Raw genomic sequence first — 16,922 nt, forward strand, 5'->3', positions numbered from 1 at the left:
CCGACCGGACCTCTGGGCCGGTCAGCTCGCGACGGCGACGAGTCCCATCTCGGCGGGGCTGGCCAGCAGGGCGTGCCGCGGCACCACCCGCACCGTGTAACCGAACCCGCCGGACCGGTCGAGTTTCACGGCGCCGGTGAACAGCGTCGGCGCACCGTGCACCACGGTTTCCGGCGCATCCTGGCTGATGGTGTCGTCGATGGGATCGAGGGCCTGGGTGCTGACCTCGGTCAGGTCGTCTCCGCCGCGGCTGCGGCCGTACACGACCTGCACCGTCACGTCCTCTGGGGCCAGGCCGTTCAGCTGCACGTGCGCGCGCAGGCGCAGCTCGTCGCCCACCTGCGGAACCGGCGCGACCCCGCCGGATTCGACATGCTCGACGGCGACGCCTGGCCAGGCGCTCGTGATCCGAGACTTCCAGGCCGCGAGCTCACGAGCCCCGCGGTAATTGTTGGCCGACAGCCGCGCCTCTGACGCCCCGGCGGGCCGGTACAGCGTCTCTACGTACTCGCGTACCATCCGGCCGGCGTTCAGCTCGGGCGACAGCCCGGCCAGGGTGTGGCGGATGTTGGCGACCCAGCGTTCGGGTACGCCGTCGTGGTTGCGCTCGTAGAACGGCGGCGCCACCTGGTGTTCGATGAGTTCGTAGAGAGCGTCGGCCTCGAGCCGGTCACGCTCGGCGCCGTTGGTGCTCGCGTCGGCCGACGGGATCGCCCAGCCGTTCTGGCCGTCGAAGTACTCCGGCCACCAGCCGTCCAGGATCGACAGGTTGAGGGCACCGTTGAGGGCCGCCTTCATGCCGGACGTGCCGCAGGCCTCGAGCGGGCGCAGCGGGTTGTTCAGCCACACATCGGTGCCGGGGTACATCAACTGGGCCATGCCGATGTTGTAGTCGGGCAGGAACGCGATCCGGGTGCGCAGCTCGGGGTCGGCGGCGAACTGCACGATCCGTTGGATCAGCCGTTTGCCCTCCTCGTCGGCGGGGTGGGACTTGCCGGCGATGACGATCTGCACCGGGTGCTCAGGGTGCAGCAGCAGGGCACGCAACCGTTCGGGGTCGTGCAGCATCAGGGTCAGGCGTTTGTAGGTGGGCACCCGGCGGGCGAAACCGATGGTGAGCACGTTGGGGTCGAAGACCTGGTTGATCCAGGCCGGCACCAGGCCGCCCGGGTTCTGCACCAGCCAGGCCGCGGCAAGCCGGCGACGGGCGTCCTCGACGAACTGACGGCGCATGTCACCGCGCACCTGCCAGAGATCCTGGTCACTGACGGATGGCGACGCCCAGTCCGCGGTGGAGGTGTCGCTGGTGCCCAGCCGGTTCTCGGCGAGCGCCTTGAGCGCCGGGTCGGTCCAGGTGGGCGCGTGCACCCCGTTGGTGATCGAGGTGATCGGCACCTCACTGGCGTCGAAGCCCGGCCACAGGCCGCTGAACATCCGCCGGCTCACCTCACCGTGCAGCTTGGAGACGCCGTTGGCGTGCTGGCCCAGCCGCAGCCCCATGACGGCCATGTTGAAGACGTCAGGCGACCCGCCCGGATAGGTCTCCGCGCCGAGGCCGAGCAGGTCGTCAACGGCCACACCGGGCAGCAGGTCGGTTTCGAAGTAGCGACGCACGAGGGCGGTCTCGAACCTGTCGATGCCAGCGGCGACCGGGGTGTGGGTGGTGAAGACGGTTCCGGCGCGGGCCACCTGCAGCGCCTCGGCGAAACTCAGGCCCTCCCCGATCAGGCTGGAGATGCGCTCCAGTCCGAGGAAGCCGGCGTGTCCCTCGTTGGTGTGGAACACCTCGGGCTCCGCACGTCCATTGAGGTTGCTCCACAGGCGCACGGCGCGGGCGCCGCCGATGCCCAGAAGCAGCTCCTGCAGTAGGCGGTGTTCCCCGCCGCCGCCGTACAGCCGGTCGGTGACCTGGCGCAGTTCGTCGGTGTTCTCAGGGATGTCGGTGTCGAGCAGCAGCAGGCGGATGCGGCCGACCTTGGCCTCCCACACGCGGGCGTGCAGGGTCCGGTCGTCCGGCAGAGCGAGGGACACCTGCACCGGCGATCCATCCGCTCGGCGCAGCACCGACAGCGGCAGGCCGTCCGGGTCGAGCAGCGGGTAGCTCTCCAGCTGCCAGCCGTCGGTGGAGATGGCCTGGCTGAAGTAGCCGGCCTTGTAGAACAGGCCAACACCCACCAGGGGCACGCCCAGGTCGGAGGCGCTCTTGAGGTGGTCGCCGGCCAGGATCCCCAGACCCCCCGAATATTGCGGCAGGGCGGCGGCGATACCGAATTCCGGTGAGAAGTAGGCGATCGACTCTGGCTTGTCGCCCTCGAGTCCCTGGTACCAGCGCGGCTCGCCCAGGTAGGCCCGCAGGTCGTCGCGCACCACATTCACACCGGCGACGTAGTCGTGGTCGTCGGCGAGTTCGGCCAGCCGGGCCGGGTCCACGGCGCCGAGCAGCGCGACCGGGTCGGTGCCGATGCGTCGCCACAGCTCAGGGGCGATGTGCTCGAAGAGCTGCCGGGTCGGCTCGTGCCACGACCAGCGCAGATTGCCGGCCAACTCATCGAGCGCGGCGAGCGACTCGGGCAGGACGGCGCGGACGGTAAATTTACGGATGGCCTTCACGATCCTCACCTTACGGGCGGGACGTGCCCATCGGGTAACGAACCCGGCGTGTAGCCACACCGATTCGGCCCCCGTTCGCGCTACGGTCGTTGTGTGGCTAAGACAGCGAAACGAACCGGTACCGCCCCCTCAACGCCGAGCCCGGCAGATGTCCCGACCAAAGTCGGTCGCATCCCGGTGCTCGACCTCTCCCCTCAGCTCAACGACAACCTCTGGCCCGCGAAGGCGTTCGCCGGCGAAGTTGTTCCGTTCGGCGCCACCGCGTTCCGGGAGGGGCATGACGCCATCGGCGTCACGCTGTACCTCACCGCGCCGGACGGCACGACGACGCAGCATCCGATGCGGCTCACCGTGCCGGGCACGGACCGGTACGAGACGCTGGTGCGCCTGGACGCCCAGGGTTCCTACACCTACCGGGTGCGCGGCTACGGGGATGACTTCGCCACCTGGGTGCACACCGCCCTGATCAAAATCCCCGCCGGCATCGACGTCGACCTCACCTTCCTGATCGGCTCGACCCTGTTCGCGGCCGCCGGCAAGGACCTCACCCGGCCGATCGTGCAGCGCCGGTTGTTCGCCGCGGCCGCTAAGACCCTGGCCAACAAGAGGCTCCCCCTGGAGACCAGGCTGGCCGTGGTCACCGACCCCGCCATCACCGCCGCCGCTGCCTCGCACCCGCTGGCCAGCGTCGACTCCTTCTCAGCCGAGCGCACCGTCAGGGTCGAACGCACCCGCGCCGGCGTCGGCTCCTGGTATGAATTCTTCCCCCGCTCGGAGGGCGCAGTGCCGCTGGGTGACGGCCGCTGGCAGAGCGGAACGTTCCGCACCGCGGCCGCGCGCCTGCCCGCCGTGGCCGCCATGGGCTTCGATGTGCTCTACCTGCCGCCGATCCACCCCATCGGCCGGGCGTTCCGCAAGGGCCCGAACAACACCCTCGACGCCGGCGAGAACGACCCGGGCTCGCCCTGGGCGATCGGTTCCGCGGCCGGCGGTCACGACGCCATCCACCCCGACCTCGGCACCATCGACGATTTCCGGTTCTTCCTCGATGCCGCGAACACCGCCGGGCTCGAGGTCGCCATCGACCTGGCCCTGCAGGCGTCCCCCGACCACCCCTGGGTGAAAGAGCACCCCGAGTGGTTCACGACGCTGCCCGACGGCACCATCGCGTACGCGGAGAACCCGCCGAAGAAGTACCAGGACATCTACCCGATCAACTTCGACAACGACCCGGCAGGCATCCGTGCCGAGGTGCTACGCCTGGTGCGCTACTGGATCGGCGTCGGTGTGAAGATCTTCCGGGTCGACAACCCGCACACCAAACCGCTGGACTTCTGGGAGTGGCTGATCGGCACGATCAACCGCGAATCGCCGGACGTCGTGTTCCTCGCCGAGGCGTTCACCCGCCCCGCCCTGCTGCAGGGTCTGGCCAAGGTCGGTTTCCAGCAGTCGTACACGTACTTCACCTGGCGCAACACCAAGGAGGAGCTGGAGGAGTTCTTCGACGGCCTCGCCCACGACACGGCCGACTTCCTGCGTCCCAACCTGTTCGTCAACACCCCGGACATCCTCTCGGAGTACCTGCAGTTCGGCGGTCCGGCCGCGTTCAAGATCCGTGCGGCCCTCGCCGCCACTGCGGCACCCACCTGGGGCGTCTACGCCGGCTTCGAACTCTACGAGAGCGTCGCCCGCCCCGGCGCCGAAGAGAACATCGACAACGAGAAGTACGAGTACCGCCCCCGTGACTACGCCAAGGCGGAGGCGCTGGGCAGGTCGCTCTCGCCGTTCCTGGCGCAATTGGGCCGCATCCGTGCAGCGCACCCCGCGCTGCGACAACTGCGCAACCTCGATATCCACTCCAGCGACGACGATTCGATCCTCGTCTACAGCAAGTACCTCGCCGGTGAATTCACCGACGATGGTCGAACGGATGCCCTGATCGTCGTCGCCAACGTCGACCCGCACTCCGTGCGCGAGACCGTCGTGCACCTCGATGTCACCCGGTTCGGCCTGACCCCCGGGTCCACCTTCGAGGTCGAAGACCTCATCACCGGCGCCGTCTGGACCTGGTCTGCGGATAACTTCGTGCGCCTCGACGCCTTCACCGAACCCGTCCACATCCTGCATGTCAGGAACGCGCACGGCCAGCAGCACGCTTCGAACCAGTTGGGATCGGCACTATGAAACACGCCTCCGGCCGCCCCGCCGACGAACTGCCGGTGATCTCCGCGCACATCCTGGAGACCGTCTCGGTCGGGTCGTACTACAACCCGCACGAGGTTCTCGGCCAGCACCTGCTCAACCTGGGCAACGTCGGCGACCCGCTCACGGTCATCCGGACGCTGCGCCCGCTGTCCAGCGAGGTTGTCGCGCAGCTCTCCTCCGGTGCCCGCATCGAGCTGTCCCACCTCGGCTACGGCATCTGGCAGGGCGTCAGCACGGTCGGGCCGCAGGACTACGAGATCGAAGCCCACTACGAGGGCGGCCCCGCCTGGATCAGTGACGACCCGTACCGGTACACGCCCACCCTCGGTGAGCTCGACCTGCACCTGATCGGCGAGGGCCGACACGAACGCCTGTGGGATGTGCTCGGCGCCCACGTGCGCACCGTCACCGGGGTCACCAAGACCGTCAGTGGAACATCCTTCTCGGTCTGGGCGCCGCACGCCCGTGCCGTGCGGATCATCGGCGACTTCAACGGCTGGTACGGCGTACTGCACTCGATGCGCAACATGGGCAGCACCGGCGTGTGGGAGCTGTTCGTGCCCGGCCTGGCCGCGGGCTCCAACTACAAGTTCGAGATCCTCACCCAGGCCGGTGAGTGGATCCAGAAGGCCGACCCCATGGCCAGGTACACCGAGATCCCGCCGCTGACCGCCTCGGTCGTGGGCGAAACCTCGTACACCTGGGATGACGGCGACTGGCTGGCCACGCGCAGCGCCACCGACCCGCACGATCAGGCGATGAGCATCTACGAGATGCACGTCGGATCCTGGCGCCCAGGGCTCGGCTACCGGGCCCTGGCCGATGAGCTGATCGGCTACCTCGAGGAACTCGCATACACCCACGTCGAGTTCATGCCGCTGTCCGAGCATCCGTTCGGCGGATCCTGGGGATACCAGGTCACCGGTTACTACGCCCCGACGAGCCGGTTCGGCCACCCAGACGATCTGCGCTACCTGATCGACCGGCTGCACCAGGCCGGCATCGGCGTGATCATGGACTGGGTGCCAGGCCACTTCCCCAAGGACGAGTTCGCCCTGGCCCGGTTCGACGGTCAGGCACTGTACGAACACCCGGATCCGCGCCGCGGCGAGCAGATGGACTGGGGCACATACGTCTTCGACTTCGGTCACATGCAGGTGCGCAACTTCCTCGTCGCCAACGCGCTGTACTGGCTCGAAGAATTCCACATCGACGCCCTCCGGGTGGACGCGGTCGCGTCCATGCTGTACCTGGACTACTCGCGTAAGGACGGTGAGTGGGAGCCGAACAAGTTCGGCGGCCGGGAGAACCTCGAGGCGATCAGCCTGCTGCAGGAGATCACCGCCACGGCCTACAAGCGCAACCCCGGCACGATCATGATCGCCGAGGAGTCCACCAACTGGCCAGGCGTGACCGCGGCCACCTCCGGCGGCGGCCTGGGCTTCGGGCTGAAGTGGAACATGGGCTGGATGCATGACTCGCTCGAGTACATGAGCGAAGACCCCATGAACCGGTCCTACCACCACAACGACATCACCTTCTCGTTCGTCTACGCGTTCAGCGAGAACTTCCTGCTGCCGATCAGTCACGACGAGGTCGTGCACGGCAAGGGCTCGCTGGTCAACAAGATGCCCGGCGATTCCTGGCAGCAGCTGGCCAACGTGCGGGTGTACCTGGCCTTCATGTGGGCCCACCCTGGCAAGCAGCTCCTCTTCATGGGTTCGGAGTTCGGGCAGCGCTCCGAATGGAGCGAAGAGCGCGGACTGGACTGGTGGATCCTCGACCAGCCCGGCCACCGCGGCCTGTTCAACCTGGTGGGGCAGCTCAACCGGGTGTACCGCGACACGCCCAGCCTGTGGGCGCGCGACAACGACCCGGGCGGGTTCGAGCTGCTCGACGGCGGCGCAGCGGCCGAGAACGTGGTCAGCTTCGTGCGCTGGGACAACGATGGCACCCCGGTGGCCTGCCTGTTCAACTTCTCCGGCAGGCCGCACACGGGCTACCGGGTGGGCCTGCCCCAGGCCGGAGTCTGGGAGGAACTGCTCAACACCGACGCCGAGAACTTCGGCGGCTCAGGGGTGGGCAACCTCGGTGAGGTGCACGCCTTCGCCGAACCGTGGGCGGGCCGGCCCGCATCCGCTACCCTGACCCTGCCGCCGCTCGGGGCGCTCTGGTTGCGCCTGCGCCGCTAGCCGCACACAGAAGCGCCCGTGTGGTCACCTCAGTTCACTGAGGTCACCACACGGGCGCTTTCGCGTGACCCGGGCGGGATCAGTACAGCAGGGCCGTCAGGCGCTTCCGGGCCGGCGGCACCCGGGGGTCGTCGGTTCCGACGACCTCGAACAGTTCGAGCATCCGCTGGCGGATGACGTTCTTCCCGGCGGCGTCCTGCGCGCCGAACAGGCCGAGGAGCCGGTCGAAGGCGTCCTCGATGTGACCGCCGGACAGGTCGAGGTCGGCCACCAGCAGCTGGGCGTCCAGGTCGGACGGGTCATCTGCGGCGGCCGAGCGTACCTCGGCGATGGTCTTGCCCTGCAGGCGAGCGAGCAGGCTGACCTGGGCCAGGCCCGCCGTCGCCATGGTGTCGCGGGGGTCGCGGGCCAGGGCGAGCTTGTAGATGTCGATCGCGGTGGCGTAGTCGCCACGGTCAATGGCGTCGTACGCCTCACGGTGGTGCGGCGGCAACTCGGGTTCCACCGGCTCGGCCGGTTCGCCCTCTGCGGCCTCCGCGGCCGCGTCGGCCACGCCGGTGACCCCGTGCTGCGCGGCGAGCTCGAGCACCCGTTCGAGGACCTCCCGGATCTGCACCAGCGGCAGAACCCCGTCGAAGAGCTGCACCGGCTGGCCGTTGATCACGGCGGCCAGGGTGGGCACTGAGGTGGCCTGGAAGGCCTGGGCGAGCTGCGGGTTGGTGTCGATGTCGACCGTGGCGAGCACGAACCGGCCGCCGTACTCCCGGATCAGGTTCTCCATCACGGGCGTGAGCTGGGTGGCCTGCTCGCTCCATGCGGCCCACAGGTCCACGATCACCGGCACGAACTTGGACAGCTCGAGCAGTTCGGCGAAGTTCGTGTCTGTTCCCTCCAGTACCAGGCTCGGCACGGGCACGGTGCCGGCGGTGGTGCCGGCGGGGGCCGCGCCGGGCGCCGGGTTGGCGGCGCCTGTCGCCGGCGGCCGGTTGACGAGGGAGGACAGGTCGACGGCGCCGCGCAGGTTGGCGCCGGAGGGAGGGACTACGGTCATGGGAGCTCCACAGAAGAGATCAGGCCCTGGCTGAAGCCAAGGAGGACGATTTTGTCGGACGAGTTTGCGGGCGGCACATGGAACAGGACCTGCTCGCTGTAGGTGCTTTCCACGCCCTTGGCGGTGCTGTCGATACCGGAGAGCGCCTTGCTCGGACCCTCCAGGGTGATGGTCGCCTTGCCGTTCACGGCCTTCACCGTGGTGATCTCGTTGATGCTCACGGCCACGATACTGCCGGAGTCGTTGGTGGCCAACGAGACGACCTCGCCGCTGCCGGGAGCGTTGCTGAACTCGATCGAGCCGGTGTCCTCGAGGTCGGTTTGCTGTTTCGTCTTGTTCTCCACGCCCAGCAGGGTACGCATGGTGTCGCCCTCGGCCTCGAACAGTCCGAATGCCGGGCTGGCTTCGCCGTTGAGCAGGATGTCCGCGTATGCCGGTCCGACCTCACCGGGTGACATGACCATGAACTTGTTGTCCGGGGCGATCAGCGGTGCGCCGATGCTGGCCGGTGCGACATCGGGGACCTGCGCGGAGGCCTCCAACTGGATGGAGTACTCCACCATGTACTTCTCCCGCGGCGACGCCTGCTTGAGCACCAGCGCGATGGTCGGCACGGATGCTTCGTCGGCGGACTGCAGCACCGTCATGACCACCCGCGGCCAGGTCGAGGTCTGCTGCGGCAGGGTCAGGGTGAGCGGGGCTGCCGGCAGGGCGACGGTGGGGGTGAACGCCGAGTCGGCCGATCGGATCTTGTAGTTGGCGAGCCGTTGTTCAAGGGCCGGCCCGGCGAACCGGGTGGCCAGGGTGTCGGCGTCCAGAGCCGCGTCTGCCGCGCCGGTCAGGGTCACGATCTCGCTGACGATGCGTTCCAGCTGCGGCTGGGTCACGGCGGGCGGCGGCAGTTCGTCCACGACCGGAGTGTCCGTGCCGGTGCTGGACGGTGACGGCGTCGGCGTTGCCGTCTCGCTCGCGGTCGGCTCGTCGGCCGGCCAGAATTCGGGCGAGCATCCGGTGAGCACGAAACCGGTGACCAGCACGAGCGGCACCGCGATCATCGAACGGCCGATCGACCGGCGGGGTCCGGTGATCTCGCTGGCCTTGATGGTCTTGGGCCGGGGTGCGCGGGGAAGCTTGGGCATCCGGGGGCCGCGGGGAACGTTGCGGCGCGGGCGGCGGGAGCGGCGGAAGTGCAGCAGGCCGAGCAGATAGATGACGAAGCCGATGAGCGCCATCAGGGCGCCGCCCACGATCAGCGGGCCGGCCCATGGCGTGGAGTTGTCGGTCGGCCAGGCCACGCTGATGTCCGTCGGTGCCGGTGCGGTGCCGTCTGAGGCGAGCACGACCGAGATGCCTTCAGGAAGGTTCAGGGTGGTGGTCAACGACCCCTGGGCGGTGAATTCCTCCAGCCAGAGGTCGGAACCGGCCGGGTTGGTCGGAAGCTCCGGCGCCACGGCTGCCGGATCGGTCTCGACGGGGGTGCCGGTCGCGCTGGTGACCGTGAAGGCGCTGCCATCGGGGTCCAGCCCGATCGCCGCGTACTGGTCGGCGCCAATCCAGGCGAGGATGTCGTCGGTGCGGCCGTATGCCATGAAGACGGTGTCGGCGCCGCTGACGGTGAGGGTCTGGCTGCCGGGCCCTGCGGCGAGAGCGCTGCCGTCGATGACGGCGTATGGCGAGCCGTCTTCGATCGTGGCGGTGATGCTCGCCGACGCGGGCTCGAGGAAAATCGTCCGCTGCGCGATGCCGAATGCGATCATCAGCGCGGCGAGGACGAAAGCCAGAATGGCAAAGACGAAACGCACGTAGAACCCTCCTGGGTTGCCTGCAGATGGCTGGGTGAGACAACGTAGCCACCGCTTGTCTGTGCCGCAAAGCAACAGACACGGACGTTCAACGATAGTGGACGCTCCTGAGAGGAGCCTAATAGCGCCGGGGGCCACTAAAATTGGCCCGCCTGCCCACGCTCAACCGGCTGGGAACGGGCCCCAATTTGAGGAGAGAACGTGGCAACCGACGAGGCTGATTTCACGCTGGTGTTCCGCGGATACGACAAGGACGAGGTCGACAAGGCCCTGCAGGGACTCCGTCGTGACCTGATCCACGCGAACGCACAGGCCACGGAGTCGGCCAAGGAGATCAAGCGGCTGGGCGCCAGGGTCGAGGACCTCAACGCGGAGATCGAGGAGGTCGGCAGCCCCACTTTCTCCGGGCTGGGCACGAAGCTCGAGAACACCCTGCGGGTCGCAGAGGAACAGTCCACCCGGGTGATCGCCCAGGCCGACATCGACGCGGAGAAGCTGCGGGCATCCGCCGCCGCGGAAGTCGACACCATGACGCGTCAGTCCGCCGAGCGGGCGGAACGGGCTCTGTCCGACGCCACGGTCAGGGCCGCCCGGCTTCTGGCGGATGCCCGGTCGGAATCGGACGACCTCGTCGAGCACGCCACGGAGACCCACGACCAGCTCATTCAGGATGCCCTGCACGAGGCGGCGGGTATCCGTGGCGCGGTGGCCACCGAGGCGGCGGAGTCGCGGGCCACGGTCAAGCGGGAGGTCGCGGCCCTTCGAGCGGCGGCCGAGCGGGACGGGGCCGAGGTGCGGGTGGTCGCCCAGCGCGAGGCCACCGAGGCCAGGGAGATCGCCGCCGGCCTCACCAGGGAGACCGAGTTGACCAGGGCGGAGGTTGCGCACGAGCTCGATCAGCAGCGCGCCGACCTGGCCAGGGAAACCGAGCAGGCCCGCATCGACCTGGCCGCCGAGACCGAGCAGGACCGGATCGACCTGGCCAGGGAAACCGAACAGGCCCGCATCGATCTGGCCCACGAGACCGAACAGGCCCGCACGGATCTCGCGATCGAGATCGAGCAGGGCCGCACCGACCTGGCCAGGGAGATCGACCAGGTCAGGGCCGACCTCGCGATCGAGGGCGAACAGGCCCACACCGACCTGGATCGACAGCTCGACGCCGATCGGGCCGACGCCGGTCGCGACCTCGACAAGGCCCGCGCCGACCTGGCCGCGGAGGTCGAGCAGGCGAGGGCCGACCTGGCCCGCGAGCTGGAACAGACCAAGGCAGATTTCGATGCGGACAGTGAGCAGGCCAGGATCGACCTCGACAACCACCTCACCGCCATCCGCAAGCGGGGCGAGCATGAGGCGGCCAAGCTCCGCCGGGAGATCGACCAGGTGCGTGCCGACCTGGAGATCGAGCTGAAGGCCAGGCGGGATGAGGCGGAGCAGGACCTGCTCTCCCGTCACCAGCAGGCGGTGGCGCAGACGCAGAAGTACCTGGACGATGGGGCCAAGCAACTCTCCGAGACCTCCGCCCGCACGGCGGAGCTCCGTGCGCTCAACGAGACCCTCGACACTGGAGCGCGTGACGACGCCAAGGCTCAACGCGCCGCAGCCAATGACGAGGCCGAACGGATCGTCCGCGACGCCGAGGACCGCGCCGCAGCCACGCTGGCCGACACGGAGACACGCACCCGCGAACTCGTCGCTGACGCGGAAGACCGCCTGGCCCAGATTAGGATTGAGCGCGACTCGGTCGCGGGCTATTTTGAAAGCCTGCGCAGCGTCCTGACCCAGGCGGAGAAGGTGAAATCCGACCAGGACCAGTCATAACACCGAGCCAGCAGGCCAATCGCCCAACGGTCAGTCGAGTAGTGGAGCAGAAGTGAAAATCCAAAATGCGTTCCGTCTGGGCCTGGTGGGAACGCTGGGAGTCGGCCTGGGGGTCTTGATCCTCGCCTCGATCGTCTCCCTGTCGACGATCATCACCTACGTCGGCGCCGCGCTGTTCCTCGCCCTCGGGTTGGACCCTGCCGTGTCCTGGCTGGAGAAGCGCAAGTTCCCGCGCTGGGCGGCCATCCTCACCGTTCTCATCGCCGTGCTTGGCGTGCTCACCGGGGTCATCTTCGCGATCGTGCCGATCATCGTCGACCAGGTCGCGAACCTGTCCGACCGCATTCCCGCTCTCATCCGGGAAGTGAACTCACCCGAGTTCCTCGTCGGCGTGCAGAACCAGTTCCCCGGTCTGGACGTTCCGACGATCGTGAAGTCGGTCACCGACTACCTCGGCGGCAACCTGACGACCATCACGAGCACCATCGTCGCGTCCGGCGTGGCCATCGTCTCTGGCCTGTTCGGCGGCCTGATCATCCTCATCCTGACGCTGTACTTCACGGCGTCGTTGAACACCATCAAGCGCGCCACCTACCAGCTCGTTCCCGCCTCCAAGCGGGAGCGCTTCGCCGACCTGAGCGAGCAGATCACCACGGCCGTCGGGCGCTTCATCGTGGGGCAAGGCGCACTGGCGGCCTGCAACGGCGTGCTGAGCTTCATCTTCCTGTCCATCATCGGGGCGCCATTCCCCGCCCTGCTGGCGGTTATCGCGTTCCTGTTCTCGTTGATCCCTCTCGTCGGCACGATCACGGGATCGGTGCTCATCGTGGCCACCTGCCTCATCCCGGGCATCGGCAGCTCCACCCTGACGGTGCTCGTCGCCGGCATCTACTACCTGGTCTACATGCAGATCGAGGCATACGTGCTGAGCCCGAACATCATGAACCGCGCCGTCGCCGTGCCAGGCGCCGTCGTGGTCGTCGCCGCCCTCGCGGGCGGGTCGCTGCTCGGCATCCTCGGCGCGCTCATCGCGATCCCGGTTGCCGCGTCCGTGATCATGATCATCAAGCAGGTCGTCATCCCCCGCCAGAACGAGCTGTAACGGGCCTAGAGTTCCCCTGGCCACTCGTCGGGCAGGGGTCCGGCGGACGGGTTGACCACGGCCACGATCTCGTTGAGCACCCGGCGAGTCTGGTTCTCCCCCACCCACAGGTGCTTCGCGCCGTCCACGGCGATCAGTTTCGCCTCCGGCACGCTGGCGAAGCGTTCCCTGGCGGACTCCGGCTGGAGGTAGTCGTCGTGTTCGGGCACGAGCACCACGAGCTGACGCTCGTTGCCCGCCCACGCCGCGAGTTCGGCATCCGTGGCCCGGTGCAGCGGAGGCGACAGCAGGATGGCTCCGCGAATAGGGTGCTCGAGTCCGTATTTGATCGCCAGTTCGGTGCCGAAGGACCACCCGACCAGCCACGGCACGGGCAGGCCGCGTTCCGCCACCAGGACCATGGCCGCGGCCACGTCGGCGCGTTCGGTGTCTCCGTGACCGAAGCTGCCCTCGCTGGTTCCCCGCGGGGACGTTGTGCCGCGCGTGTTGAACCGCAACACGGCGAGATCGGCCAGGGCCGGCAGTCGTCCGGCGGCCTTCCGCAAGATGTGGGAGTCCATGAATCCCCCGCTGGTGGGCAGCGGGTGCAGCGTCACCAGCGTTGCCACCGGCGCGCGGTCGACCGGAACGGCCAGTTCACCGACGAGGGTGAGCCCGTCCTCGGTGTGCAGCTCGATGTGTTCACGAACGGCCGGCAGCTCGATGCCGCCGCGGATTTCGACCGGTGCGGTCATGGATGCTCCTCGGTGTTCTATTTGATCTTCCAGCAGTGCAGGTGCCAGTGCCGTCTGGCGGCGAGGTCGGCGGCGTCACCGGTCACGCCGTCACCACGCCAGGTGACGATGTGGGCGACGCCAGGCGAGATCTCGAGGCGGCAGGCGGGGCAGAGATAGGTCTTCACGGCCTGCGCGGCACTGATCGGCTGCACGTGCCAGAGGCCGTCCCGTTTGACCTCGGTGCGGCGCCAGCCGGCCAGCATGCGCGACAGGTCATCGGACTCGTCTTCCCCGGTGCCGCTTCTGCGGCCCTTGGGGCGATTGCTGCGCGGCATGGCTCCCAGTGTACCCGGCGGTCACCGGCCGCCGGCCAGAGGCCTGACGTGGCGGCGTTTGCCCCTAGTACCAGCCGATGTCGACGGAGTGACCCCAGGCGCCGCACGGGGTGCCGTACCGCCCACTGATGTAGCCGAGGCCCCACTCGATCTGGGTGGCGGGGTTGGTCTGCCAGTCGGCTCCGGCCGAGGCCATCTTGGAACCCGGCAACGACTGCGGGATGCCGTACGCGCCGCTGCTGGCGTTGTTGGCGTTGACCCGCCAACCGGATTCCTTGTTCCAGAGAGACACCAGGCAGTTGTACTGGTCGGCACCCCAGCCGCGTGCGGCCACGGCTCCGTAGGCGTAGGCCTGCGCGGAACCGGGATTCGGCACGGCAGCGGAGGCACCGTTCGCGGGCAGGACCACGGGCTCAGGCTCCGGCTCCGGTTCGACGACGGTGTAGCCATCGACCGTGACCGCGTTGGCCACGGTGCTGGACACGAGCATGGACTGCGCGTCCTGGCCGTCGTAGCGTTGGGCTGTGGCGCCGGGCACCGTCGCGCCTGGCACCTGGAAGTACGGTGACGCGGTCGCGCCGGAGTACGGGTCAACGACGGTGACGAGCACGAAGGCCGCGGCGGCGGTGAAGGCGAAGAAAGACAGGACCACATGCCCGTGCGATGTCGGTGCGCGTCGGCTGGGCCGTGGTGCGGTACTGGAGCTCGGCGCGAGGACCGGACGGCCCAGGGCCGCGGGATGACGCCTGACGGCGGGCCCGGTGAACGGGCGCTCGGCCACGTCGGTGGCCGAGGACGCGCCCTGTTCGGGCGCCGAAGTGTTCAGATGTCTACCCACGATACTTCGACCCTAGCAAAGTGCGGAGGTCACGACAGGATAACGACACACACGGTGATGATCACCGTTCGGCCGCACGGACGGGCACGCTACCGGACGGCGAGCATCACATCGACGACGCCGTCGAGCACCAGATCGACCTGGGCCTCGCGATATCCGCCGCGCTGCGGGCGGAAGACCACGGTGCGCACCGAGTCGATGGTGACCGGGTAGCCGTCTTGGAAGTACTTCACGAGCTTGGCGGAGAACCTGTCCACGTCGGCACGGTTGTACCCGTTGGTGAGGAAACTGGTGCGATCGAACCGGGCTCCCGCGGGCCGGCCGAGGCGGTTGATCAGCACCTGAGCCGTGCTGCGCGCCTGGTCGAGCCAGGCCTGCTCGCCCACCGCCCTGGCCATCCGGTCGCGCTCCCTGGCCGCGAAGGCGTCCTCGAGGCGCTCCAGGGCGGCATCGACGTGCTCGGGAGAATACCCGCCCTTGGCCATCGCGAATGCGGTGTGCCGGATGTCGGCGGCGCTCAGCCGGGTGGTGTCGTCGGCGTCGTAGGCCTGCCGGGTGGACTCCAGGAACTCCTCGACCTGCTTGAGGTTGTAGCCGAGCGTCTTCTTGCTGGTTCGCGGAAACGTTGTGCTCACCGCCTCATTCTGCCTCACCGGGGCGGCCCTGTCGAAAGCGCGGCTCAGGCGAAGATCAGGTAGAGGGCGTACGCGGCGGCAGCCGACGGCAGGATCGAGTCGAGACGGTCGAGGAACCCGCCGTGGCCCGGAAGCCAGGAACTCATGTCCTTGATGCCCAGGTCCCGCTTGATCAGCGATTCGGCCAGATCTCCGAAGGTGGCGGCGACGAGGATGACCACGCCGAAGAGCGCACCGACCCACCAGGGCTGGCCGAGCATGAACAGGGCCAGCACGATGCCCACGACGATGCAGGCCAGAGCGGCACCGGCGAAGCCCTCCCAGGTCTTCTTGGGACTGATCGAGGGCACCATCCGGTGCTTGCCGAAGGAGAGCCCGGCCGCGTATGCGGCCGTGTCGGCGGAAATCACCAGCAGGAGGAACGCCAGAGTCCACCACTCGCCGTCGTCCTGGGCGACCAGGAGCACGGCGAAGCTGGCCAGGAAGACCACGTACACCTGAATGAGGAAGCCGCCGCCGATGTCGCCGAGGACGACCCGGGCGGGTACCCGGTGGGACGGGACGGCGAGCATGACCAGACGCCAGACGGAAATGAAGGCGATACCGAGCATGAGGGCGAGCCATTGGCCGCCCGCGTCCCAGTAGAACGCGGCCGGAACGACCGACACCGCCGAGACGATCACCGGGATCCGGGGAACGTTGCGCCCGGCGCGACGCAGGGCCTCCGCAAGCTCCAGTGCCGTGAACGCGACCACGACGACCGCGAGGATCATGAACAGGGACTTGATGAAGATCAGGCTGACCAGCATCAACCCGCCCAGGCCCAGGCCGATCAGCGTCGCCAGCACCAGGTTGCGCCCCGTGCGGGCCTCGATGCGTTCGTTCGTCGCATCCAGCTGGGCTCTGGTGGCCTGCACCTGACGCTCGATGTCAGCCTTGGTCGACTGCACCTGCGCCCGGAACTCCGCCCGGGTCGCTCCACGTTCCCGATGGGGCGGTTTCACGGGCCCTGGATCGTCAGTCATCAGTTGGCCTCCCCTAGATGGCGAGGAGCTCGGCTTCCTTGCGCTTGAGCGCCTCATCGATCGCGTCGATGTGGGTCTTGGTGATCTGTTCGAGTTCCTTCTCGGCACGGGCCACGTCATCGTCGCCGACCTCGCTCTTGAGCGCGTCGAGTTCGTCCTTGGCCTTGCGGCGCAGGTTGCGCACCGAGACCTTGGAGTCCTCACCCTTGGTCTTGACGATCTTGACGTATTCCTTGCGCCGGTCGTTGGTCAGCTCGGGCAGGGATGCCCGGATGACGACGCCGTCGTTGCCGAGGTTGGCGCCGAGGTTCGGGGTGTCCCGGATGGCGTTCTCGATGTCGCGCAGCGCGCTCTTGTCGTACGGGGTGATCAGGAGCGTGCGGGCTTCCTGGTTCTGCAGCGACGCGAGCTGGCCCAGCGGCGTCGGGGTGCCGTAGTAGTCGACCAGGATCTTCTGGAACATCTGCGGGTTCGCTCGACCCGTTCGCACGGTGGCGAAGTCTTCCTTCGCGGCCTCGACGGCCTTGTCCATGCGCTGGGTGGTGTCGGTCAGGACATCCGTAATCACGGTGACTCCTTCTTCGGTTGCT

General features: G+C 68.1%; 13 protein-coding genes. 4 read left to right on the forward strand and 9 right to left on the reverse strand.

The window, feature by feature from the left end; translation table 11 throughout:
* Positions 1–21: 21 nt before the first annotated feature.
* A complete protein-coding gene (gene glgP / locus K2F54_RS01440; protein ID WP_220604044.1) occupies positions 22–2,610 on the reverse strand; it encodes an alpha-glucan family phosphorylase in 2,589 nt (862 codons plus the stop codon).
* A 93-nt stretch (positions 2,611–2,703) separates the two neighbouring features.
* Between glgP and K2F54_RS01445 the strand changes: the two genes are divergently transcribed.
* Positions 2,704–4,794 (forward strand): maltotransferase domain-containing protein, encoded by a 2,091-nt coding sequence (locus K2F54_RS01445; RefSeq protein ID WP_220604045.1) that lies wholly within the window; start codon positions 2,704–2,706, stop codon positions 4,792–4,794.
* A complete protein-coding gene (gene glgB / locus K2F54_RS01450; RefSeq protein ID WP_220604046.1) occupies positions 4,791–7,007 on the forward strand; it encodes a 1,4-alpha-glucan branching protein GlgB in 2,217 nt (738 codons plus the stop codon). The genes K2F54_RS01445 and glgB overlap by 4 nt, the downstream gene beginning before the upstream one ends.
* Before the next feature lie 79 nt (positions 7,008–7,086).
* Here the strand turns inward: glgB and K2F54_RS01455 are convergent, their stop codons facing one another.
* Together K2F54_RS01455 and K2F54_RS01460 are read right to left on the reverse strand one after the other, a co-directional pair.
* Complete coding sequence (locus K2F54_RS01455) at positions 7,087–8,058, reverse strand: tetratricopeptide repeat protein (protein WP_220604047.1); 972 nt, start codon at positions 8,056–8,058, stop codon at positions 7,087–7,089.
* A complete protein-coding gene (locus K2F54_RS01460; protein WP_220604048.1) occupies positions 8,055–9,860 on the reverse strand; it encodes a DUF8094 domain-containing protein in 1,806 nt (601 codons plus the stop codon). The genes K2F54_RS01455 and K2F54_RS01460 overlap by 4 nt, the downstream gene beginning before the upstream one ends.
* Before the next feature lie 201 nt (positions 9,861–10,061).
* Between K2F54_RS01460 and K2F54_RS01465 the strand changes: the two genes are divergently transcribed.
* A complete protein-coding gene (locus K2F54_RS01465) occupies positions 10,062–11,681 on the forward strand; it encodes a coiled-coil domain-containing protein (RefSeq protein ID WP_220604049.1) in 1,620 nt (539 codons plus the stop codon).
* A gap of 52 nt (positions 11,682–11,733) precedes the next feature.
* Entirely contained in the window at positions 11,734–12,783 is a 1,050-nt protein-coding gene (locus K2F54_RS01470) for an AI-2E family transporter (RefSeq protein ID WP_220604050.1), read from the forward strand.
* A gap of 5 nt (positions 12,784–12,788) precedes the next feature.
* Here K2F54_RS01470 and K2F54_RS01475 read toward each other — a convergent pair whose 3' ends face one another.
* From K2F54_RS01475 to frr, 6 genes are all read right to left on the reverse strand, one after another.
* Positions 12,789–13,517: an alpha/beta hydrolase gene (locus K2F54_RS01475; RefSeq protein ID WP_220604051.1), complete on the reverse strand. Its 729-nt coding sequence runs from the start codon at positions 13,515–13,517 to the stop codon at positions 12,789–12,791.
* Between the two features lie 17 nt (positions 13,518–13,534).
* Positions 13,535–13,834 (reverse strand): hypothetical protein, encoded by a 300-nt coding sequence (locus tag K2F54_RS01480; RefSeq protein WP_220604052.1) that lies wholly within the window; start codon positions 13,832–13,834, stop codon positions 13,535–13,537.
* 64 nt (positions 13,835–13,898) lie between these two features.
* Positions 13,899–14,564: an aggregation-promoting factor C-terminal-like domain-containing protein gene (locus K2F54_RS18980; protein ID WP_431193892.1), complete on the reverse strand. Its 666-nt coding sequence runs from the start codon at positions 14,562–14,564 to the stop codon at positions 13,899–13,901.
* A gap of 197 nt (positions 14,565–14,761) precedes the next feature.
* Positions 14,762–15,307 (reverse strand): DivIVA domain-containing protein, encoded by a 546-nt coding sequence (locus tag K2F54_RS01490; RefSeq protein WP_220604053.1) that lies wholly within the window; start codon positions 15,305–15,307, stop codon positions 14,762–14,764.
* 44 nt (positions 15,308–15,351) lie between these two features.
* Positions 15,352–16,332: a phosphatidate cytidylyltransferase gene (locus K2F54_RS01495; RefSeq protein WP_220604054.1), complete on the reverse strand. Its 981-nt coding sequence runs from the start codon at positions 16,330–16,332 to the stop codon at positions 15,352–15,354.
* Between the two features lie 13 nt (positions 16,333–16,345).
* Positions 16,346–16,900 (reverse strand): ribosome recycling factor, encoded by a 555-nt coding sequence (gene frr / locus K2F54_RS01500; RefSeq protein WP_220604055.1) that lies wholly within the window; start codon positions 16,898–16,900, stop codon positions 16,346–16,348.
* Positions 16,901–16,922 lie beyond the last annotated feature (22 nt).

This window comes from Cryobacterium inferilacus (assembly GCF_019599185.1).
GTDB lineage: Bacteria > Actinomycetota > Actinomycetes > Actinomycetales > Microbacteriaceae > Cryobacterium > Cryobacterium inferilacus.